The following is a 22,090-nucleotide window of genomic DNA, read 5'->3' as shown; positions in this document are numbered from 1 at the left end:
AACTTTTTACCTTCCTGCCCAATTGAGCCTCACAGCTAAACAATGAGACGTATTTTAATAAAATTCATCATGATATTCCTGATTTTTGTGGCAGTGCTGGCAGGGGCAGTGCTTATTTTTATGCAGCAGCCCGAGTTTGGCCGGCTGCCCTCCGGTACGCGGCTCGAACGCATCAAACAATCCCCTAACTTCCGCGACGGCCAGTTCAAGAACCAGAGCATTACTCCGGACCTGACAGAAGGGTCCAACTACCTGAAAGTACTGGTGAAGTTTTTCTTTGGTAAAAGCAAATACAACATTCCCGCTGCCACAATCCCATCCCAAAAAACAGATTTGCTGCATTTGAGACCAGATGAAAATGTGCTGGTATGGTTTGGGCATTCCTCCTATTTCATGCAGATCGACGGCAAGACCTTTCTGGCAGACCCCGTTTTCAGCGGCAGCGCCTCTCCCATTCACTTTACTACACCCAGCTTCAAAGGTACCGACGTATATACGGTTGAGGAGTTTCCCGCGATAGACTATCTGCTGATTTCTCACGACCACTGGGACCACCTGGATTACCGCACGGTGATGAAACTGAAGGCGAAAGTGGGTAAGGTGATTACCGGCCTGGGTACCGGTGAGCATTTTGAAAGATGGGGATACGATATGACCAGGGTGGAAGAAAAAGACTGGAACGAAACTGTAGACCTGGGTAGTGGTTTTAAAGTGAACGTGACACCCGGCCGGCACTTTTCGGGCCGGGGTCTCAGCCGGAACAAGGCTTTGTGGGTTTCATTTGTGCTGCAAACGCCTACCATGAAGGTCTTTATCGGAGGCGACTCGGGATATGACAAGCACTTTAAGCAGATCGGGGAACAATTTGGTCCTTTTGACCTGGCCCTGCTGGAATGCGGCCAATACAATGAAGCCTGGAAATACATTCATATGATGCCCGAAGAAACGGTGACGGCCGCAGGGGAGTTGCGGGCTGCCAGGCTCATGCCGGTTCACTGGTCTAAGTTCTCGCTCGCGCTCCATGACTGGAATGAGCCAATCCAGCGCGCGGTAACCGAAGCACGCAGGCAGCATATGCCGCTCGTCACACCCATGATCGGCCAGAAAGTAGACCTGAAAGGATCGCAGACATTTTCTGAATGGTGGCAGGTACCGGCATTACAGCCGGAGTGACACTAGAATAAATAAAGTTTTAAAAAAGTAACAATTTTGTTACTTTTGATCATTACTACACACTATTCTTTTCATAATGACTTCAAAAGAACTTTTGAAGCTGCTCAGGCAGGATGGCTGGATTGAAAAATGTCAGAAAGGAAGTCACCTTCAAATGGAACATCCATTGAAAAAAGGCAAGGTTACACTACCGATGCACAGCGGAGATCTTAAACCGGGAACATTAAACAGTATTTTGAAGCAAGCAGGATTGAAGTAAATACACCATGATTATGGAAGTTGTACAACAGTTTGAAACAAAAACCCTGATCACGCTGATCGTAGAAAGTGGGGAAGGAATGCTTTGGGGCAGGGTACTTTTTGATGATAACCTTATTGTTGAAGAGGCTGAATCTGTTGATGCGCTTTTGGTAAAAATAAAACAGCTACTATTAGATTTTCATGCCTTGGAGCCTGATTCATATGAAATGAGGATTGAATATGATCTGACCGCTTTCTTTGAACAATTCAACTTTCTGAAGATCACCCGGATTGCGGAAATGACCGGATTGAATGGTAGCCTCCTCAGGCAATATGCAGCGGGTAAGAAACATCCTTCCGCCAGGCAAGCCGAGCGCATTGAAGCTACCATCCGGCAACTTGCCCTGCAACTCTCCGAAGTACATATTTATGCACATTAAAAAAACACTCAGCCCCGGCTTGCGCCGGGGCTGAGTGTTTTAAGCTTTTTACAAAACAAACTAATTTACCTTGGTAAAACGAAGCTTGTTTTCTTCACCTTCGTGGGAGATTTTCAGAAAGTAATTGCCTGCGGGAAAACGCTTTACGTTGATGCGATGGCTGTTTTTACCCTCTGTAATCCTGATCTGCGAAGCTCCTACGGCCACACCCGCATTGTTATAAATATGAACTTCCGACAAGCCTGAAGTACGTGATGAAAACTGTACGTCCACATATTCCTGGGCAGGATTGGGCGCCACAATCGTCTGTGTGAGGAGCATCGGATTTACTGAAATGATCTTGCTCTTCGTGAAAGTACCATCTGCATCAATTTGCTTTAACTGGTAGTAGTTGATGCCCATCAAAGGGTTTTCGTCGGTGAAGTGGTACCAGCCTGTACGCTGGTCAAGCAGCGCTACCTTCCCGATTGTCCGGCCGTTTTTGAGCTGCTCATCATAGCGCAGGATCTCAAATTCTTTGCCGTCCTGCTCCGCCACTACTTCCCAGCTCAGCTCCACACCTTTCTCTGCCACTTTCCCTTCGAAATTAGCAATCGTAATGGGAAGCGGGAGGTTGATCCCGAACCGTGTGGCGCTGGCAGTTGACTTGCAGTTGCCGCCCGTGATCTGCAGGGTATACACACCATTGGGCAAGGTGGCAAATTGTGCAGTCGGATGATTGCTCTGCGGCGCAACCCGGTTCTGACGTACCGGTGTTGTTCCGTCCATGATCTTCCAGTCAATGGCAAAGATGTTTTCACCATCAAACAAAAATTCGACAGCGTTATTGTTGCTGCTGAGTACAGACACCAGGTTAGGGCCGCGCTGGCAGGTCGGACGGGTATCTGTGGCTGATACGCTGAATGCCTGTGTCACGGGAGCAGCCTTGCAATCTACGGGTGTAACTTCCAGCGTGTAATTTCCATTATTAAGGTAGTTAAATACCAGTGCAGCTGAGTTGTTGCTGATGTAATCCGTTTGTCCGCTGGCCACTGCGTATGAATTTTGCAGAATGCGCCATGAGAAAATATGCAGGTTAGATCCACCGTATGCTATGGTTGCGCTGGCAGGTGTAATGTTGCTGATGCCGTTGATGGCGGGACCGTTCTGACAGTTGGGGATGCCTGGCTGCTCAATAGTAAATGCTGTGGAGCTGATGGTAGACGAACAGTTTCCGCCTTCAATTTCGAGGATGTAGGTACCCGGTGATAGTGATAAGTATCCGATGGTAACGCTGGTACTTCCTCCCAGATCAATGGTCGTGCCGGAGCGCACCTCTGTACCATTGGATTTGATCCGCCACTTGATCGTGCTGATGCCACTTCCGGTATAGTTGAATCGCAGACCTGTTTGGCTGATGTTACCCGGACTTCCACTCAGTACAGGACCAGAGGGACAATTGGAATCTGCCAGCGGCGTAGCAGGCTTAGGTGCAACCGGCCAGAAACAACCATTGAGCATGTCAAGTGTAAATTTGCCCTTGTATTTAGCATCCATGGTACTGCCGTGCGCCTCCTGGATGGTTTCGGGCATGAGGCTCATAGTGTAGTTGTCATTACGGGTATCATTAATCCCCTGCTTGATCATGACGCGGAGCAGGCCGTCTACATATTTGATGTACTGAAAAGTCTGTGCTCCGTTATCCACGAACACTCCAAGCCTGTCGCCATTGACCATATCAATGTTGTTACAGGTGATCACATCGCCGCGCCGGCCGAGCAGATTGACCCGCGCCGTGCTGGGATCGACGGGATTGACGCAGGCATTGATCAGCACATCGTTCTGACTGGTAGCAGGAAAAGTGCCTTCTTTCAGGTGAAAAAGAATGAAAATATTACCTGAGACTTCACCGGCCCAGTTCAGATAAATGCGGTTTTCTGTAATGCGGGTATAAACAGGCCGGTCGTCCTGGGTTCTTCCGAGATACTCGCCGTCGGTCCATATACGCCCGCCACAGGAAACCCTGGCAGCCAGTGGCGCAGCTGCTTCGGCGGTTCTTTTGGTTGAAATGGTAAAAGGCGCATCGTCCGGATTAACATAGGGATTTGCAATCGTGTAGGAATTGTTCAGATCCAGAAGTGTAGCCGAACCACCCTTTCCTTCATTTTCATCAACATCATTCACAAGCAGACTGTCAGTACCACCCGATACATTCACCATGCTGTCTATTGGAGCTGCCGCCAACGGACACACAATCCCTCCCGCAATAACAAGTTTGAGTAAAAAATTCATAGCCTGTAAAGATTTGTTCACAATTCGTTACGCAAAAAACATGACTTATTTATTAAATAATTCTATTTTTTAAGTCAAATATACTACAAACTATTACAAATACATTTGCAAGACGCAGGATAATGCAACCTTGCAACCGGGTACAAGATGAAGGCTTGCCGGAAATGCTTGAAAGAGAGGAAAGTGCAGGTGTAGTGTGAAAGCGAATAAAACAAAAAAACCGTCCTGAAACAAGACGGTTTTTGCAATGATTGAAAGTGCTCTCGCACGGTTTTGTGACCCATAGGGGAATCGAACCCCTGTTTCAACCGTGAAAGGGTCGTGTCCTAACCGCTAGACGAATGGGCCGACTGGTCTCCTACTTCGCGCGTTTTTCAAGCACTTTCTTTCACTTTCTCGCTTCCTTTTCCGAAAACGTGGTGCAAAGATGCAGGCTCGGATTTTAAATAACAAGCCGCTGACGCAAATAAAATTCAACTATTTTCTATGACTCTCATTTCCAGTACCTTCAAAACAAAACTTTTTTTAATCAATACCGGCAAGCCCATTAAATAGCTTCAACTTTCTAAATTTGGGCTTCCCGGTATCAAACTGTTTCCCATGCTCAGAGTTATCCGCATTATCCTGTTCCTGACCATTACCCATCAAACCTTTGCCCAGACCTCCTCTCCCGAGCAGTTCCTGGGTTATCCGCTTGGCGCCAAGTTTACTTTTCACAGCCAGATCATTGATTACTTCCGGCTGGTACAATCGCAAAATCCGGGTCAGATGAAGCTGGTACAGTATGGCTCCACGAATGAAGGACGGCCGCTGATGCTTGCTTTTATTTCCTCGGCCGAAAACATCAGTAAACTGGAAACGATACGGACGAATCACCTGAAAAGCATCGGGATGCTCGAAGGAAAGCCCGATGCCAGTGTCCCGCCCATTGTATGGCTGAGCTACAATGTACATGGTAACGAGTCGGTTTCGGCTAATGTGAGTATGCAGGTGATCTTCGAACTGCTGAACAAGCAGAATGCTCTCACCCAGGATTTCCTCAAAAACATGGTGATCCTGATTGATCCGTGCATTAATCCTGATGGCTATGAACGATATACGCAATGGTACAACCGCGTACAAAATGCCATTCCCGATGCCACACCGTTTGGCCTCGAACATGATGAGCCCTGGCCGGGCGGGCGGTTTAATCACTATCTTTTTGACCTGAACCGCGACTGGGCCTGGCAGACACAGAAGGAAACCCGGGAGCGCATTGTGGTTTACAATCAATGGATGCCCCATTTCCATGCAGACTTTCACGAAATGGGTCCGTCGAGAAGCTACTACTTCCCTCCCGCAGCGAAACCTTACCACAAAGATATCACCGCGTGGCAACGCCAGTTCAACAACCTGATCGGCGAGTACTGCCGCAAGTATTTTGATAAAAACAACTGGGCGTACTTTACGCGCTACAACTACGACCTCTTTTACCCAAGCTACGGCGATACCTGGCCTACCATGAACGGGGCGATCGGAGTAACTTACGAGCAGGGCGGCGGCGGCCGGGCCGGGCTGGGTATCGAACGCAAGGATGAAAACGATACACTGACGCTGAAAAACCGCATTGACCACCATTATGCCACCAGCCTGGCTACACTGGAAGCTGTACTTTCTCAAAAAGAAAAAGTAGTTAGTGAGTTTATTAAATTCCATGCCGATGCAGCCACTGCACCTGCGGGCGTTTTCAAATCCTACATCGTAAAAACAAAAGGCAGCGAGGAGCGTGTGCGCTATTTTGCAGAGTGGCTGGGCAGGCAGGGCATTACTTTCGGCGTAGCAGGCAAGTCGATTTCCACGCGCGGCACCGACCTGGTAAACGTTTCCGAGGAAGCCTTGAAAATTGAAAGCAATGATCTGCTGATCAGTGCCTACCAGCCTAAATCAAACCTGCTGCGGGTACTGTTTGAACCAAGACCTGTATTGGAAGACTCGGTGACTTACGATGTAACCAGCTGGGGACTGGGTTACATTTTTGGTCTGAAAGCCTATGGTGTTAAAGAAAAGCTGGTACCAGCGGCCTATCAGCCTGTTAAAGTTGAAAATACACCTTCTGCCGCGCCTGTATATGCCTACCTGGCACGGTGGTCGGAAGTGGAAGATGCCAGGTTTCTGGCCGAGCTGCTCAGGAATCGCCTCCTTGTCAAAACATCCAATGTACCTTTTGAAACTGATAAGATTACGTTTGATGCCGGTACACTGGTAATTACCAAAAAAGGGAACGAACGTCCCGATTTCGACAAAGTTGTTACTGCAATCGCCAACAAGCATCACGTAAAACTGACTCCTGTGGCCACGGGCTTTGTGACTTCCGGAGCCGATTTCGGTGACGACCATGTAGCTTCTATGACGGCACCAAAAGTAGTCGCTGTATCCGGAAACGGAATTTCTCCCACTTCTTTCGGGGCAGTATGGCACTACTTTGAGCAGCAGATTCAGTATCCGCTCACCATCGTGGACGGAAGCCGGCTCGCATCCCTGCCCTGGAATGAAATAGACGTGTTGATCCTCCCCGATGGCCGGTACAGCGACCTGCTTGGCGACAAGCAACTGGATGCACTTCAAAGCTGGATCAGGAACGGCGGCAGGCTGATCGCCATGGAGCGCGCAACCGACGCATTTATCGGAAAGGGCGCTTTTGCATTGTCACGGAAAACTTCTGACAAGAAAAAAGACGAAAATCCACTCAGAAAATATGCAGACCAGGAACGTGAGGAAGCCGGCGAAACCTCACCGGGAAGCATGTTTATGGTCAATATGGACGCTACACACCCGCTGGCATTCGGTTGTTCAAAAGAATACGTCACGCTTGTTCGCGATGCTTATGAGCGCGATTACCTGAAAGATGGCTGGAATGTAGGCTACCTGGCTGAAAACAACTACCGGGCCGGGTTTGTTGGTGCAAAAATGGCAGGCAAGCTAAAAAACACGCTGATCTTCGGCGTACAGGAACTCGGCCGCGGCAAAGTGATCTACATGATGGACGATCCCGTATTCCGGTCCATGCTTTACAACGGGCAAGTTTTGTTTAGCAATGCAGTGTTTAGGTGAGGGGGGAGTTTTGAATAACTGAATGACTGAATGATTGAATAGTTTAGTTGTGAGTGAGTGAGGGAGCGAGTGAGTGAATTTTGAATGACTGAATGAATGAATGACTGAATTTTGAGTGAGTGAATTAGTGAGTGAGTGAGTAGATTTGGAATGGTTGAATGTGAGTGAGTGAATTAGCGAGTGAGTGAGTAGATTTTGAATGGTTGAATGTGAGTGCATGAATGATCGAGTTTTTAGTTAGTGTTTGAAGTTTGAGTGAATAGTGGTTTAGCATTCATCCATTCAAAACTCACTAATTCTTTGATTTACTACCTTCAAATTCACTCATTCAAAATTCAGTCATTCAGAACTCAACGTGCAATCATTCAGTTATTTAGTTACTTAAAATCCAGCCATTCAGTTGTTCAAAATTCACTCACTCACTCGCTAATTCAGTAATTTAAAATTCATTCAGTCATTCAATCATTTACTCGCTCAGAATGCAATCGTTCAAAATTCATTCACTCACTCCCTCACTAATTCACTCACTCAAAATTCAATCATTCAGTCATTCACTCATTCAGTCATTAAAACTCCTAACCGCCATCTCATACCCCCTCATCCCCAGCCCGCAGATCATTCCTTTGCAGCGTGAGGTGAGATAGCTGTGGTGGCGGAAGGGCTCACGGGCGTGGATGTTGGATATGTGTACCTCTATCGCAGGCGTGGTTACGGACGACAATGCATCTGCCAGGGCAACCGAGGTGTGCGTATAACCTCCCGCATTGATGATAATACCGTCAAATGAAAATCCGGTCTCATGAATCTTGTCAATGAGTGCGCCTTCGTGGTTAGACTGAAAGTAATGAAGTTCAACCTCAGGAAACAGATTTTTCAGGGTTTCAAAGTATTCCTCAAATGACTGGTTACCGTAAATGCCGGGCTCTCTTTTCCCAAGCAGATTCAGATTAGGGCCATTCAGGATCAGTATCTTTTTCATTTGTTTGTAACAGTATTGCGTAAATTGTTTCAAAACCGGTATGTGGCAAAGCTACATTAAACATTTCAAAAACTACCTCCGGCTCGAACGGTCACTGTCGGGCAACTCCGTGGAGGCCTATGTACGTGATGTTGAGAAGCTCGAAGAATACCTGAACCTGTCGAAAATAGCGCTTACTCCGGTTCAGATAACGGAAACCCACCTCTCCGGCTACCTGCGCTACCTGGCTGAACTGGGCATGGCAGCGCACTCCCAGGCCAGGATGTTGTCGGGAATCAAGGCATTTTACAAGTATCTTTTACTGGAAAATGAAATCAGCGAAGACCCTACCGAGCTGCTGGAATCGCCACGCCTGCCGCGCAAGCTGCCCGACGTGCTTTCCTACGAAGAGATTGAATCCATGCTGTCGGTGATCGACCATTCCACACCCGAAGGCACCCGCAACCGCGCGATCGTAGAAGTGCTGTACAGCTGCGGCCTGCGTGTGTCGGAGCTGACGGACCTTCAACTGACCAACTGTCATTTCGATATCGGATTTATGCGCATTACGGGTAAAGGTGATAAGATGCGCCTGGTTCCTATTGGCCGGGAAGCTGTGAAATATACCCGCATTTACCTGGATGAGGTGCGCCCCGAGATTGCGCCGGCCAAAGGCAGTGAAGATATCCTGTTCCTGAACCGTCGCGGGAAGCAGCTGACCCGGGTCATGATTTTTCTGATCATCAAAGACCTGGCCGAAAAAGCCGGGATCCACAAAAATGTAAGTCCGCATACTTTCAGGCATTCATTTGCAACGCACCTGATTGAGGGCGGCGCAAGCCTGCGTGCCGTGCAGGAGATGCTCGGCCATGAATCAATCACGACTACGGAAATTTACACGCACCTTGACCGTGATTACCTGCGACAGGTTGTCACCGAGTTTCACCCGCGGGGATAAAGGCTATTTTACCTCTTCAAGCAGGGAATCGAGTTTAAGCGAGTCGGCATCCGGGGTTGCGCCGGGCAGTGCCCTATTGAGTTGTTTGGGCCTGTTCCAGGGCGCGGTGGTGCGGCTGGACATGTCGTACGAGATATACGCAAACAGCGCTACGAACGAGATGAAAACGATAATAAAGATCTTGCGATTCCGGTTTGACTGACCCATGCTACTTTCCCTCTTTCACCTGCTGCGGCGTTTTGTAAAGTACAAGCTTTCCGGTTTTCGCGGATATTTCAATCCATTCCTGCTCTTCAAACTCGATGATCGCGACGGCACCTTTGTCCATGGTACCCAGGTCGGCACCTGAAAGATATTCCGCAAAGTAGGTGATATCCGGATTATGCCCGAACAGGATCACGCTTTCCGCATCCACGTGCGTGGTATTAACCGCCCGCAGGTAAGCTTTAGGGCCTCCGTCGTAGATTTCAGGTACAGAAACAAATGTACTTGGCGCCACATCAAGCAGCTTTGCCATGATCTCTGCTGTTTTGTAAGCCCTGGATGCAGGGCTTGTCACCCAAATCTCAGCCCCGATCTGCCCGGCAGCCATCCACTTGCCCATAGCCTCCGCCTCTGACAGCCCCTTGTTGTTGAGGTTACGGTCAAAGTCCTTCATCCTGAAACTCTGGTCCTCAGCAGTGGCGTGGCGGACCAGAATGAGTGTTTTTTTCATTCCGGTAATTTTTTCCAAACATAAAAAAACTCTATGGGTAATTAAGATGTGCCTCCGGGAAAATTGTACGGCTGCCGCCACTTAGGACCGCTATCAACCTTTTGACATTATTTCTCGTAGCTGACGCGATTATTAATCTATATTTTTGTTGTTTAGGTAAATCAAGAGTAAATCCAGTCCCATACAATATGTTGCAATTTCTCAAGTATGTCCTCGCCACCTTCGTGGGCATTATGCTGTTCCTCGTTCTTTCCTTTGTGATTCTGATTGGCATCGGCAGTTCATTTTCCTCCGAGGAAAAAGTGGTGATTGATGAAAAATCAGTCCTGAAACTTGACCTCAACCAGCCCATTCAGGAAGTAGGTGTTGAAAATCCTTTTGCTGAAATCGGCGGCCCATTTTCCGGCGGTGACAATGTTCTTGGTTTGAAGGACATCCTCGATGCACTCAAAACCGCGCGTACAGATGCCAGTATCAAGGGTATTTACCTGAAAACAGAAGGTCCGGAGGCTGGCTGGGCTACGCTGGAAGAAATCCGCAATGCGCTGCTGGAATTCAAAAAATCGAAAAAATTCATTGTTACGTACGGAGAGACGTATTCTGAAAAAGGATATTACGTTGCCTCGGTAGCGGATAAGATTTACCTGAACCCGGCAGGAGGCATGGAATGGAATGGGCTTTCGGCCGAATACAGCTTTTTTAAAGGCACTTTTGACAAGCTGGGCGTGAAGCCGCTGGTTTTCCGGGTAGGTGAATTCAAAAGCGCAGTAGAGATGTTCTCACGCTCGGATATGAGCGAGGCCAGCAAAAAGCAATCGCTGGAACTGATTACCGCCATTAATAACAACTACCTCAAAAATATATCGGCTTCCCGGGGTGTTCCGGTAGAGCAACTTAAAAGCCTGGCCGATTCACTTGGCCTGGAAAACCCGGCGTCGGCCTTGAAAAACAAACTTGTGACCCACCTGGGCTATGCGGACGAGCTTGAAAGCTACATCAGGAAAGACCTGCGCATTGATGCTAAAAAGAACATTGCATTTGTAGGAATCGACAAGTACCTGCAGGGCGACACTTCGGCAGATGAGGGCGATTTCAACAAGCGTGTCGGCGTACTGGTGGCCGAAGGTGAAATTACCTCGGGCGAAGGCGGAGATGAGTCTATCGGCTCGGAACGTTTTGTGAAAGAACTTAAGAAAATCCGTGAAAACGATCGCGTCAAGGCCGTCGTGATCCGTATCAACTCTCCGGGCGGCAGCGCGCTGGCCTCCGACGTTATGTGGCGGGAAATTCAGCTGACCGCGAAAAGCAAGCCTGTCATCGCCAGCATGTCGGACGTAGCAGCTTCTGGTGGCTACTATATGGCCATGGGATGTGATACAATCGTGGCTCAACCCAATACCATCACGGGTTCTATCGGGATTTTCGGATTGATTTTCAATGTTACCGACTTTATGAACAACAAGCTGGGTATTACCTTCGACGGAGTAGGTACCAGTCCTCACGCCGACTGGCCGACCGCCACCCGCGAAATGACGGAATTTGAAAAGGCAATGGTTCAGAAAAGCGTTAACGAGGGATACGATACATTTACCAAAAAAGCAGCGGCAGGTCGTAAAATGTCCGTTGAAAAACTGCGCAGCCTGGCACAGGGCCGGGTATGGTCCGGTGCAGAAGCAAAAGCCAATGGTTTGGTAGACGTGCTCGGAGGTATTGACGATGCAATTAAAATTGCCGCGAAAGCTGCTAAACTCAGCGAAGGCGAGTACCGCGTAAGGTACTATCCCGAAAAGAAAAGACCTCTGGATGAGCTGCTGACCAAAGTAATGGGCAACAACGAAGAAAAAGCCATGCAGAAGAACCTGGGGTCACTCGCACCTTATGTAAGCATGTACAAGAAACTGCTGAATATGGGCGGAACGCAGGCGCGGATGCCATTTGAGCTGAAAATCCAGTAATATATTTTGTAAAAAGAGAGGGATCCTTCCGGTGAAGGATCCCTCTCTTTTTTATCCGGCCGGTACTCGCCGGGGAGCTTTGCTGTCAACCTCCTGCCTTATTACCAGTACAGCATGCTTGTTGGGAGTTATGCCTGCTCCATCCTGTCTGGCGTATACTTTCGTAAATTCTGCCCCGAAATAGAGGATAATGGAAGAGTAGTAAATCCACGTGAGCAGGATTACAATGGAAGCTGAGGTTCCGTAAGCTGCGCCAAGGTCCGATTTGCCCAGGTAAAAACTGATCACGAATTTACCGATCAGGAAAAGAATCGCTGTAAAGCTTGCACCCACAATACACTCCTTCCAGCGCAGGTCGCCATCGGGCAAAACCTTGAAAATTACCGTGAACAATGCTGTAATGACGGCAAGTACGAGCGCAAGGTTTACCATATAAAAGAGGATTACCGAAGCTTCGGAAAAAACCCGCTCGAGACGATTACTGAGTACATCTACCAGCGCGCTCGCTCCCAGCGATACTACCAGCAAAAAGCCCAGGGTAAGTATGAGTGAAAAAGAGATCAGGCGGTTTTTAAGGTATTGCAGCCAACCTTTTTTTGGTTTCGATTTGATGGACCATATGTAATTGATCGAGTCCTGCATTTCGGCAAATACCCCGGTAGCACCCACGAGGAGGGTGGCGATCCCGATGCCCGCCGCCAGGCCCGACTTGTTGGAGAGCTCTGCATTTTTAAGGATTTCCTGCAATTGGGCAGCCGCACTGGCACCCACCAAGCCTTTTATCTGACCAAACAATTCACCCTGAATGGCATCACGCCCGAAGAAAATGCTGAAAATGGAGATGATTACCAGCAGCATGGGCGCCAGTGAAAAAATCGTATAGTAAGAGAGTGCAGCACTCAGTTTAAGTCCGTTGTCATCCAGAAATTCGCTGCCGCTCTCTTTCAGGATGGAAAAATACTTTTTAATGGTTTTCATGGGCATGTTGTGCTTGTCAATGAAATTGTACGTTTATACCCGACGTATAAACATAAATCATGCCATTTGCAGCCTGTAAACCATTATAAACCAGAAAACCCATTGAAGTACAATGGGTTGACTGTTCAATGCATTTTTATTGCCGGTATTTACAACAGCAATCCCGCCAGTGTTGCGGACATGTATGAAGCCAAAGTTCCGCAGATCAGCGCTTTGAAGCCCAGGCGGGCAAGGTCGGCGCGGCGACTGGGTGCCAGCTCCCCGATCCCTCCTACCTGGATGGCGATGGAGCTGAAATTGGCAAATCCGCATAATGCGAAACTGGTAATAACCAGGGTTTTATCTTCAAGTGTAGGTTTGAGCTTGACAAGATCGAGGTAAGCCACAAATTCATTGATCACCATTTTGGTACCCATCAAAGAGCCAGCTGCCTCCACATCCTTGCCCGGCACGCCCATTGCCCAGGCAAACACGGCAAATACTTTTCCCAGCAAGAAATTAAAACTTAGCTGCGGAAAAGACAACAGTCCGCCTATAAATCCAAGCAGGTAATCCAGCAATGCAACCAGGGCAATAAACCCGATCAGCATGGCCACGACATTGAACCCCACTTTTAAACCCTCCCCCGCACCTGCTGCAATGGCATCAAGCAGGTTGGCGTGGTTTTTCTGAACTTCTATTTTCACGGCACCCTTGGTAGCCGACTGCTCGGTTTCGGGATAAACGATTTTGGAAATGACCAGGGCACCCGGCGCAGCCATCAGGCTGGCAGCGATAAGGTATGGCGCAGGAACTCCGAGCGATATGTAAACAGCCATAACCCCACCCGCGATACATGCAAAACTGCCCGTCATGGACGACATCAGCTCCGACTTGGTCATGTTTTTAAGATATGGCTTAATCATGATCTGCGCTTCCACCTGACCCACGAAAGTACTTGCCACATTAGAAAGTGCCTCTGCCCCGCTCACGCCCATGAGCCAGTATACGGCCCTGGCAATCAGTGAAACCACACGCTGCATAATACCCAGGTGATACAGCATATTGACGAGCACAGCCACGAAAATGATGGTGGGAATAACCTTGAAGAAGAATACAAAATCATTGCCCGGCCCAAATGCACGTTGCATCAGTTCAGGGCGTACGAGTGTCCCAAAAACAAAATCAGCTCCCTTGTCCGAGAACGAAAGGAGCTTCTGAACTTTTGCGCCCAGCCACTGAAACATAGCGCGGCCAACGTCTGTACGTAAAATGAATAATGCCAGCCCGAACTGCAGCCCCAATCCTACCAGAACTGTGCGGTAGTTGATCGCCTTGCGGTTGTTGGACATTGCAAATGCGATCCCGAGAATAAGAATAATACCAAGCAGTCCTGTAAATCTTTCCATGTTCATTAATTGTCCCCTCAACTGAAGCACAAAATAACAAACAAAATTATGGATCGGTGCCAGGCAAAAGAAATATCCGCCACAGTCCGGAACGAGGAAAGAGTACTTGGTTTATTTGCCGGATGGTAAAATATCAGCCTGCTTGTGCACGATTTTCCAGGCATTCATTTCTTTTCTGACCAGTGTAGTGGCCTGGATGGTCACTCCTTTACCATTTGCGGGCAGGTAGCGCTCTTTTTGCAGGATGCATGCCTGGTCTTTGCCTTTGTACGTCGCAATGGTTTCGCTGGTAAACTGGTTATGCTGCGGCAGATCTTTGGCAAACTGCTGCAACGACGTTTCTACTGCCTTCCAACCCTTGGCATCCTTTCTGGCACCGGCGCAAAGAAAAGTAACATCTTCGCGCCCGGACCAGAGTTTTTTCAGCGGCATGGTGTTACCTGCGGCAAGTTGCCTGTTGGCTTCGTCCAGATGTACCATCAAACTATCGAATGCAGCCTTTTCCGCCCAGGCTGCTTTTTCAGCCGCATTGGGCACGGAAACAATACTGGCTTCTCTTGCTTTCGAGCGGTACTTGAAAGATGAAGCAAGCAGAATCAGCAGGATAAATACAGAGATATTCTTTTTCACGGCTAAGAGATAATAAAATTCATGGCTAATAGATTAAACTATAAAAAGTCTTCGATTAATCCATTACAAATATCGACATAGAAAACCTCAGAAAATAGCGTATAAATACCTGATCATGCTACGGCATCCCACCTGATTACGTACAAACCCTCTAAAAAATTATATTGGAATGCACAAAAAAGAGCGGCCTGGGCCGCTCTCTGTAAATATTACAAGAATGGTACTTGTTAATATCCTAAAACAGGTGACAGCCATTTTTCAATTTCCTCCACCGGCATATTCTTACGGGCAGCATAATCCATTACCTGATCCCTGAAAATCTTGCCCACGGGGAAGTACCGGCTGTCGGGATGCGAAAAGTACCAGCCGCTCACGCTGCTGGCCGGGTACATTGCATAGCTTTCGGTCAGGGTAATGCCCAGCTTTTCAGCACCCAAGAGATCAAACAACATGCGTTTTTCGGTATGATCAGGACAGGCAGGGTAACCCGGCGCCGGCCTGATGCCGGCATATTCTTCCTTAATCAGCTCCTCATTTGTGAGGGTCTCGTTTTTATCGTACCCCCAAAGCTCCTTCCGAACTTTCTCATGCATCAGTTCCGTAAATGCTTCCACAAGTCTGTCTGCCAATGCTTTGATCATAATGCTGTTATAATCATCATGGTCGGCCTCATACTTCTCGATCAATGCTTCGATGCCGATTCCTGCAGTTACCGCAAAGGCTCCAAGGTAATCCTGGTGGCCGGTTTCAAGCGGGGCCACAAAGTCGGAAAGGCAATAGTTGGGCAGGTTAGCCGCTTTCTGACTTTGCTGGCGCAGGTGGTGCAGCACCACAGCCGTGTCTGCAACCAGCTCACCGGCATGCAGGTTATCCAGGCCGGGCTTGCTGATCTTGTATTCGATGTGCTCGTGTGAACCGTGCCTTTCACAGGCTACCTGGCGGCTTTCTTCTTCAAAATGATGCAATACAATGTCGTCCTGAATCGCATTTGCCGGCCAGAAGCCTACGATGGCACGAGCCTGAAGACTTTTGTCGCGGATGATCTGACCCAGTAATACGGCTGCATCCTCATACAACTTCATCGCTTCTTTCCCCACGGTTTTATCCTCAAAAATCTTGGGATACTTGCCGTGGAGTTGCCAGGTCTGAAAAAATGGCGTCCAGTCTATATACCGGGCGATTTCTGCGAGGCTATAATTTTCGTATACCCGGGTGCCCAGGAACTGGGGTTTTACTGCCCTGAAGTTAGTCCAATCAATCTTTGCCTTGTTTTCTCTCGCTTTTTCAATGGGGACAAAAGCCTTTTCTGTTCCTTTCCTGGCGTGGTCTTCCCGTAGCTTGGCATATTCCGACTTGATGTCTGCCATCACCTCAGCCTGACTTTTTTCACTCTGGATAAGCTTACCTGCGACCGGCACGGAGCGGGATGCATCCAGCACGTGTATCACAGCTCCGGAGTAATTGGGGTCAATTTTCACTGCAGTATGTATCCTGGAAGTAGTAGCTCCGCCAATCAGCAGCGGCATTTTGAAGTTCCGCCGCTCCATTTCTTTGGCCACACCCACCATTTCATCCAGTGAAGGTGTGATCAGCCCGGAAAGTCCGATGATATCGACATTATGTTCTTCTGCCGCAGCAAGTATTTTGTCCGTCGGCACCATTACACCAAGGTCAATGATCTCGTAGTTGTTGCAGCCCAGTACCACACCCACAATGTTTTTTCCGATATCATGCACGTCACCTTTGACCGTGGCCAGCAGAATTTTGCCCGCCGAGCTTCCCTCCGTTTTTTCTTCCTCAATAAAGGGCTGCAGGTAGGCTACGGCTTTTTTCATGACCCGGGCAGATTTTACAACCTGTGGCAGGAACATTTTACCTTCCCCAAACAAGTCTCCCACAATGCTCATCCCGTCCATCAACGGTCCTTCAATCACTTCCAGCGGACGGGCGAAAAGGTGGCGGCATTCCTCCACGTCGTCATCTACATAATCTGCAATACCTTTCACCAGCGAATGCGCCAGGCGCTCTTTTACCGGCAGCTGCCGCCAGGTAAGGTCAGGTCCGGACTGGGTTTTACCCTTATCCTTAACCGTTTCGGCGTAAGCAACCAGCCGTTCCGTAGAGTCGGCTCTCCGGTTGAGCAGTACATCCTCTACCAGTTCGAGCACGTCTTTCGGAATTTCGTCGTAAATACCGATCTGAGCTGCATTTACAATCCCCATATCCATACCGGCACGAATTGCATGGTACAGGAAAGCAGTATGGATAGCCTCGCGTACGGGCTCATTCCCCCTGAAACTAAACGATACGTTGGATACCCCTCCCGACACCTTTGCATGCGGCAGGTTTTCCTTGATCCATCTTACCGCATTGATAAAGTCGACAGCGTAATTATTATGTTCCTCCATACCCGTCGCTACCGTCAGGATGTTGGGGTCAAAAATGATATCCTCAGGCGGAAATCCGACTTCTTCTACCAAAATCCTGTAAGCGCGGGAGCATATTTCCACCCGTCTTTCAAAATTGTCGGCCTGGCCTCTTTCGTCAAAAGCCATCACCACCGTCGCAGCTCCGTAGCGCAGCACAGTCCGGGCCGACTCCTTGAACTTCTCTTCGCCTTCTTTGAGGGAGATAGAGTTAACAATGGATTTACCCTGCACGCACTTCAATCCCGACTCGATCACCTCCCATTTGGACGAGTCGATCATCAGGGGTACTTTGGAAATGTCAGGTTCAGAGGCAATCAGGTTCACAAATGTTTTCATGGCCTCTACCCCGTCGATCATTCCTTCGTCCAGGTTCACGTCTATGACCTGCGCGCCGCTCTCTACCTGCTCACGCGCGATTGTAAGCGCCTCGTCGTATTTGCTTTCCCGGATAAGCCGCGCAAACTTTTTGGACCCCGTCACATTGCATCGCTCACCTATGTTCACGAAGTTGGTTAATGCATTGATCTTCACGGGTTCAAGCCCCGAAAGCTTCATAACCGTCTCCGTCTGCGGCAGGGTTCTGGGCCGGTGTTTTTGTGCAAGATCGGCGATGACCCTGATGTGATCCGGCGTGGTGCCGCAGCAGCCGCCTATGATGTTGATCAGGTTGTCTTTCAAAAACCCGTCAATCACCTCACCCATTTGTTCAGGGGTTTCATCGTACTCTCCCATTTCATTGGGCAAGCCTGCATTGGGGTGTGCAGAAGTATAAAAAGGCGCTTCATTAGCCAGGATCTGCACATATGGTCGCATCAGGTCCGCACCCAGTGCGCAGTTCAATCCTACTGAAAGCAACGGAAGGTGCGATACTGAGGTCAGGAAAGCCTCGGTGGTTTGCCCGGAAAGTGTCCTTCCGGAAGCATCCGTGATGGTACCTGAGATCATGACCGGCAATGTTTCTCCCGGCTCAATCTTCCATCCAGGCTGCGCTGCTACCTTTCCGTTCTTGGCATCCGTAAAAAACTGGTCTATGGCAAAAAGCGCTGCTTTTGCATTGAGGGTATCAAAAATAGTTTCGACAAGCAGGATGTCGCAGCCGCCATCCGTCAATGCCTTTATCTGCTCATAGTATGCTGTTACCAGCTGATCAAAGCTGATGGCACGATATCCCGGATTGTTCACATCCGGCGAGAGGGAAGCAGTACGGTTGGTAGGACCCATGGAACCTGCCACGAACCTCGGCTTGTCGGGATTTTTCTCAGTATAAACATCGGCTACTTCCCGGGCCAGCCGGGCCGACTCGTAATTCAGCTCGTACACCAGCTCCTCCATGCCGTAGTCAGCCATGGCAATGGTGGTGCCCGAAAACGTGTTGGTTTCTGCTATATCAGCACCGGCATCAAAGTACGCGGCGTGAATTTCCTTGATGATATCAGGCCGGGTCAGCGAGAGGAGGTCATTGTTTCCTTTCACTTCATGGGGCCAGTCCTTAAAGCGCTCTCCACGGTAATCATGATCCTCCAATTTGTACCGCTGGATCATCGTACCCATGGCACCGTCGAGCACCAGAATACGATTTTTGAGGATTTCCCGGATATCTGCCTTTTGTGTAGCTATCATTATTTTTTCATTTCAGGATTTTCGCCTTGATTCACGTTTGCGCGCGGCAAACATCGGCAAAGTTAAGTTAATAGATTTTTTATTCAATAATCTGGAAAGGTTCAGACTAAACATCCAGCTACATGCAAAGTAGTAAACTATTTATCTACCTTAGCGCAGCCATAAAAATGATTTAAGATATTCTATCTATGTATAATCTTGATGAAACGGACGTCAAAATCCTGCACCTGCTGCAACAGGATGCCACGCTGAAAACTAGGGAATTATCTGAAAAGCTGAATCTCTCCTACACGCCGGTTTATGAGCGGGTGAGGCGGCTTGAAAAGGAAGGTGTGATCCGGAAGTACGTTGCTTTGATAGACCGGGAGAAAGTAGGTAAAAAGCTGATGGCGTTCTGCAATATCGCCCTGAAGGAACACTCCAAGACTATGGGTGAAAAGTTTGTGAAAGCGGTACTTGCCATGTCCGAAGTGACCGAATGCTTCAACATTTCAGGCGATTATGATTTTTTGCTGAAAGTAGTGGTGGAAGATATGTCGCAGTACCAGCAGTTTCTGATGCAAAAGCTTGGTTCCCTGGATAATATCGGCAGTACACACAGCCTGTTTGTGATGGGAGAAATCAAGAATTCCTCTGCGCTGGAAATGAGTGTCCAGAAAAAATAAATACGGACCCGGAAAGTCCAGGACCGTATTCCAACTCACCCCTAACAAAAGTTTTTCAATGCTTTTTGCGCCGCTTTGCAGGCTTGTCTAATTCTTTGTTGAAAGTACCGTCTGCATTGAACAGTAATACTTTTTCGGTACCATTCAGCGTCGCAGCCACAAAGTATTCCCCGGCCGCATTGGTAGCCGCAACCCTGATGGAAGCTCCTGCATAGTGGGTTGTAATATAACCGGTGATGGCAGCCGGCAATGCCGCTGAGTCGACCCTGGTGAGCTGCGCCTTGTGCTTGTGGTGGGCGAGCTCCTGACTGAAAAGTCCGTCCGTTCCAAACAGCAGACCTTTCACGGACCCATCGGCCAATGTAATCGCTACGACCGTTTTTCCCGATTGATCCTGGGCAGCAAACGTGATGGAAGCACCGGGATAGGTGCTTGTGATGTACGAAGTAACAGAAGCCGGCAGACTGTCGGGCGCCACTTCCGTAAGCTTACCCCTGCATTTGCCCGCTGTTACAGAATCATTTGCCACCGAATACCTTGCAGCCGAAGCTGCTACCATATCCAGACCCGCAGCTTCTTCCACATTATCGGGTACCGCCTCATTGTTGTTCTGACAGGCCCCAAACCAGATGGCAGCCATTACGATCAGCAAAAGTGAAATTTTCCTCATGGTAAATACGGATTTAAAAAACAACAAAAAACACTTCACAAGGCAGTACGCCACCATGTTACCGGTCGTTGCAAACCGGATAAATTTTATTTACCTGGTCAGAAATCACAAATGCCGGCTGATGCGGCGGAGCTGGCCCGAGCGGAGGGAGGGACAAAAAACTGCCAGCTGATAATCCGCCGGTTGCGGAAGTGCCGATCCGTAATCAACCAGAGCAGAAAACCCTTCTTTGAAATAATTACCTGTTTTCAGCATGTTCATACGCCCGTTTTTGAGCGGACTTGCCGGAAACAGGTAAATGTCAGATGCATTGTACACGACGATATAAACTCCTTTGTGCACATTAGGTACCGCAGGGAATGCATCACTGCTCAGGGAAATGCAGCTGCCCGGTTTTCCATAGCAGTTATCAAGAGGCAGTATGGTCACGCCCGGCAGCGTATCGGCCTGCAACAAGGCAGCCTGTGTAAGCTGCGGAAAAGGCTGTCTGAAGTCAAAAACAGAATCTTTTTTTCGTGAAATACTATCGCTGACGGCAACGCTGGCCGGGGCATAATAGGCCGTATGCCTATATATCAGCCAGTCGTGGTTCTGAATGTAATTGTACAGTCCGGCACGAAGCGTTGTGTGGGACGTAGCCAGGTGTTCATAATTGACAAAATAGCTAAAAACCAGCAGCAAAAATCCGGAAATTCCATACAGCACAGCCACTGGTTTCTTTCTCTGAAAATACATCAGGCACCACAGGTATGCCAGAATAAAGAACACCATGGAATAAATGCGGTACCGGCTTGAAACGGTATTCATGCTTTGCCCGAAAGTCCTGGAATAACTCATTGCAGCGGCGGTAATGCAGACAAAACTTGCCATGCCCAACCAGGCCAATCTGGCTCTTTCCGGGAACATCGTTGCTTTGTGAAAAAGTATGTTTAAGGCACCCCAGGCAATGATACCCAGCAACAATGCCCCCATCAGCAGCGCAGGCACATTATCTATGCGGAAATGCTGGTTGGTATTATCCACGTAGCTGAACATCCCGCCCACAAATACGAGCAGGTTGTAAAGCAGGTACTCCGGGTGCTGAAAATGCACTTCCATCCCTCCGAAGGATTTGGTGGCGCTGTGCATTTCAAGTCCGTAAAAATAGCCAGAGACTGAAAGAAAGGCTACGACGATCCACAAAGCCGCGTGTTTGAACCTTCCCCTGTAAACGAGTACCAGCAACCCCGACAAAAATGCGAACATTCCATTGCCGAAAGAAAGCGTGGCCACGATGGCTGTGAGTATGGCTGCTACAAACCAGCCGCGTCCGGTGCGTGCCAGCAGGAAAGGCACCAGCAATCCGAAAAAGCAAACCGGCATGTACACGGTGGCTGCTCCGGCCCATACATTGGCCTCGTAGGTCACCGGATTAAACAATGCAAAAACAACAGGCAGCAGGTAAACAGGATGTTTGAGACCCAGCATTGCCAGCTGCGTTCTGAACATGAAGGTCAGGGTAAGCAAAAATGCATTTCCGATCAAAGTGATGGTTACAAAGTTGACCTTGCCATGCAGCCAGTACGAAAGCAAGGCCGAGAAGCGCGAGAAAAATATCCGGTGCTCAACCCATTGCTCCGTCAGAAGACGGAACCGCTCTGAAAAAGCAGCCGTATCCTGAAAATCCTGGGTGAAGTTCAGCAGGCAGTAAAGATCGTCGCCTTGCGGAATATTGACGGTACTTACCGTTATAAGCGCAAAGAAGGTGCCTATAACGCAGGCAATGATGCCCCAGAGTAATAGCAGGAAAAACTTCAAAGTGTCTGTACAGTTATGCTTACCAAAGTAGTCTAAAAATATTTATTTTTCTGCAACGAAACTACCCCGAACCAGCGTAATCAGTTTTAAGAATGCAATACCCTGACAATCTG

At 48.7% G+C, this 22,090-nt stretch carries 17 protein-coding genes and 1 tRNA gene; 7 read left to right on the top strand and 11 right to left on the bottom strand.

The genetic code is table 11. The features are described from left to right. Window positions 1–69: 69 nt before the first annotated feature. From HWI92_RS23700 to HWI92_RS23690, 3 genes are all read left to right on the top strand, one after another. Window positions 70–1,173, top strand: coding sequence for an MBL fold metallo-hydrolase (locus HWI92_RS23700; protein ID WP_204659893.1), 1,104 nt, complete (start codon window positions 70–72; stop codon window positions 1,171–1,173). A gap of 76 nt (window positions 1,174–1,249) precedes the next feature. Continuing rightward, entirely contained in the window at window positions 1,250–1,432 is a 183-nt protein-coding gene (locus tag HWI92_RS23695; RefSeq protein ID WP_204659892.1) for a type II toxin-antitoxin system HicA family toxin, read from the top strand. Window positions 1,433–1,445: 13 nt separating this feature from the next. Continuing rightward, on the top strand, window positions 1,446–1,853 hold the full coding sequence (locus HWI92_RS23690; RefSeq protein WP_229248526.1) for a hypothetical protein: 408 nt from the start codon (window positions 1,446–1,448) through the stop codon (window positions 1,851–1,853). A gap of 60 nt (window positions 1,854–1,913) precedes the next feature. Here the strand turns inward: HWI92_RS23690 and HWI92_RS23685 are convergent, their stop codons facing one another. Then, window positions 1,914–4,124, bottom strand: coding sequence for a T9SS type A sorting domain-containing protein (locus HWI92_RS23685; protein WP_204659891.1), 2,211 nt, complete (start codon window positions 4,122–4,124; stop codon window positions 1,914–1,916). A 276-nt stretch (window positions 4,125–4,400) separates the two neighbouring features. Beyond that, a tRNA-Glu gene (locus HWI92_RS23680) sits at window positions 4,401–4,472 on the bottom strand. A gap of 252 nt (window positions 4,473–4,724) precedes the next feature. Between HWI92_RS23680 and HWI92_RS23675 the strand changes: the two genes are divergently transcribed. After that, window positions 4,725–7,214 carry a M14 family zinc carboxypeptidase gene (locus tag HWI92_RS23675; protein WP_204659890.1) on the top strand — a complete coding sequence of 830 codons (2,490 nt, stop codon included), beginning with the start codon at window positions 4,725–4,727 and terminating at the stop codon, window positions 7,212–7,214. Between the two features lie 559 nt (window positions 7,215–7,773). Here the strand turns inward: HWI92_RS23675 and aroQ are convergent. After that, window positions 7,774–8,193 (bottom strand): type II 3-dehydroquinate dehydratase, encoded by a 420-nt coding sequence (aroQ, locus tag HWI92_RS23670; protein WP_204659889.1) that lies wholly within the window; start codon window positions 8,191–8,193, stop codon window positions 7,774–7,776. A 40-nt stretch (window positions 8,194–8,233) separates the two neighbouring features. Here aroQ and xerD point away from each other — a divergent pair, with 40 nt between their 5' ends. Then, entirely contained in the window at window positions 8,234–9,130 is an 897-nt protein-coding gene (gene xerD, locus HWI92_RS23665) for a site-specific tyrosine recombinase XerD (RefSeq protein ID WP_204659888.1), read from the top strand. Between the two features lie 3 nt (window positions 9,131–9,133). On the opposite strand, the gene HWI92_RS23660 is transcribed toward xerD, so the two are convergent. Further along, the gene (locus tag HWI92_RS23660) at window positions 9,134–9,337 is read right to left on the bottom strand and encodes a hypothetical protein (RefSeq protein WP_204659887.1); all 204 of its coding nucleotides are present in this window, start codon (window positions 9,335–9,337) and stop codon (window positions 9,134–9,136) included. Between the two features lies 1 nt (window position 9,338). Continuing rightward, entirely contained in the window at window positions 9,339–9,845 is a 507-nt protein-coding gene (locus HWI92_RS23655) for a SixA phosphatase family protein (protein WP_204659886.1), read from the bottom strand. 188 nt (window positions 9,846–10,033) lie between these two features. Here HWI92_RS23655 and sppA point away from each other — a divergent pair, with 188 nt between their 5' ends. Beyond that, window positions 10,034–11,800, top strand: coding sequence for a signal peptide peptidase SppA (gene sppA / locus HWI92_RS23650; RefSeq protein WP_204659885.1), 1,767 nt, complete (start codon window positions 10,034–10,036; stop codon window positions 11,798–11,800). 51 nt (window positions 11,801–11,851) lie between these two features. Here the strand turns inward: sppA and HWI92_RS23645 are convergent, their stop codons facing one another. From HWI92_RS23645 to metH, 4 genes are all read right to left on the bottom strand, one after another. Next, window positions 11,852–12,778, bottom strand: a complete 927-nt coding sequence (locus HWI92_RS23645; protein ID WP_204659884.1) for a YihY/virulence factor BrkB family protein — start codon at window positions 12,776–12,778, stop codon at window positions 11,852–11,854. A 149-nt stretch (window positions 12,779–12,927) separates the two neighbouring features. Further along, window positions 12,928–14,166, bottom strand: a complete 1,239-nt coding sequence (locus tag HWI92_RS23640) for a NupC/NupG family nucleoside CNT transporter (protein ID WP_204659883.1) — start codon at window positions 14,164–14,166, stop codon at window positions 12,928–12,930. A 111-nt stretch (window positions 14,167–14,277) separates the two neighbouring features. After that, the gene (locus HWI92_RS23635) at window positions 14,278–14,796 is read right to left on the bottom strand and encodes a nuclear transport factor 2 family protein (RefSeq protein WP_204659882.1); all 519 of its coding nucleotides are present in this window, start codon (window positions 14,794–14,796) and stop codon (window positions 14,278–14,280) included. Between the two features lie 227 nt (window positions 14,797–15,023). Next, on the bottom strand, window positions 15,024–18,845 hold the full coding sequence (gene metH, locus HWI92_RS23630; RefSeq protein ID WP_204659881.1) for a methionine synthase: 3,822 nt from the start codon (window positions 18,843–18,845) through the stop codon (window positions 15,024–15,026). Between the two features lie 188 nt (window positions 18,846–19,033). Between metH and HWI92_RS23625 the strand changes: the two genes are divergently transcribed. Continuing rightward, window positions 19,034–19,510, top strand: a complete 477-nt coding sequence (locus HWI92_RS23625) for an Lrp/AsnC family transcriptional regulator (protein ID WP_204659880.1) — start codon at window positions 19,034–19,036, stop codon at window positions 19,508–19,510. A 55-nt stretch (window positions 19,511–19,565) separates the two neighbouring features. On the opposite strand, the gene HWI92_RS23620 is transcribed toward HWI92_RS23625, so the two are convergent. Next, complete coding sequence (locus tag HWI92_RS23620; protein ID WP_204659879.1) at window positions 19,566–20,180, bottom strand: hypothetical protein; 615 nt, start codon at window positions 20,178–20,180, stop codon at window positions 19,566–19,568. A 105-nt stretch (window positions 20,181–20,285) separates the two neighbouring features. After that, window positions 20,286–21,977 (bottom strand): hypothetical protein, encoded by a 1,692-nt coding sequence (locus tag HWI92_RS23615; RefSeq protein WP_204659878.1) that lies wholly within the window; start codon window positions 21,975–21,977, stop codon window positions 20,286–20,288. Between the last annotated feature and the right edge of the window lie 113 nt (window positions 21,978–22,090).

The sequence above is a fragment of the Dyadobacter sandarakinus genome (assembly GCF_016894445.1).
Classification (GTDB): Bacteria; Bacteroidota; Bacteroidia; order Cytophagales; family Spirosomataceae; genus Dyadobacter; species Dyadobacter sandarakinus.
This window is presented reverse-complemented; position numbering and strand designations above follow the sequence as displayed.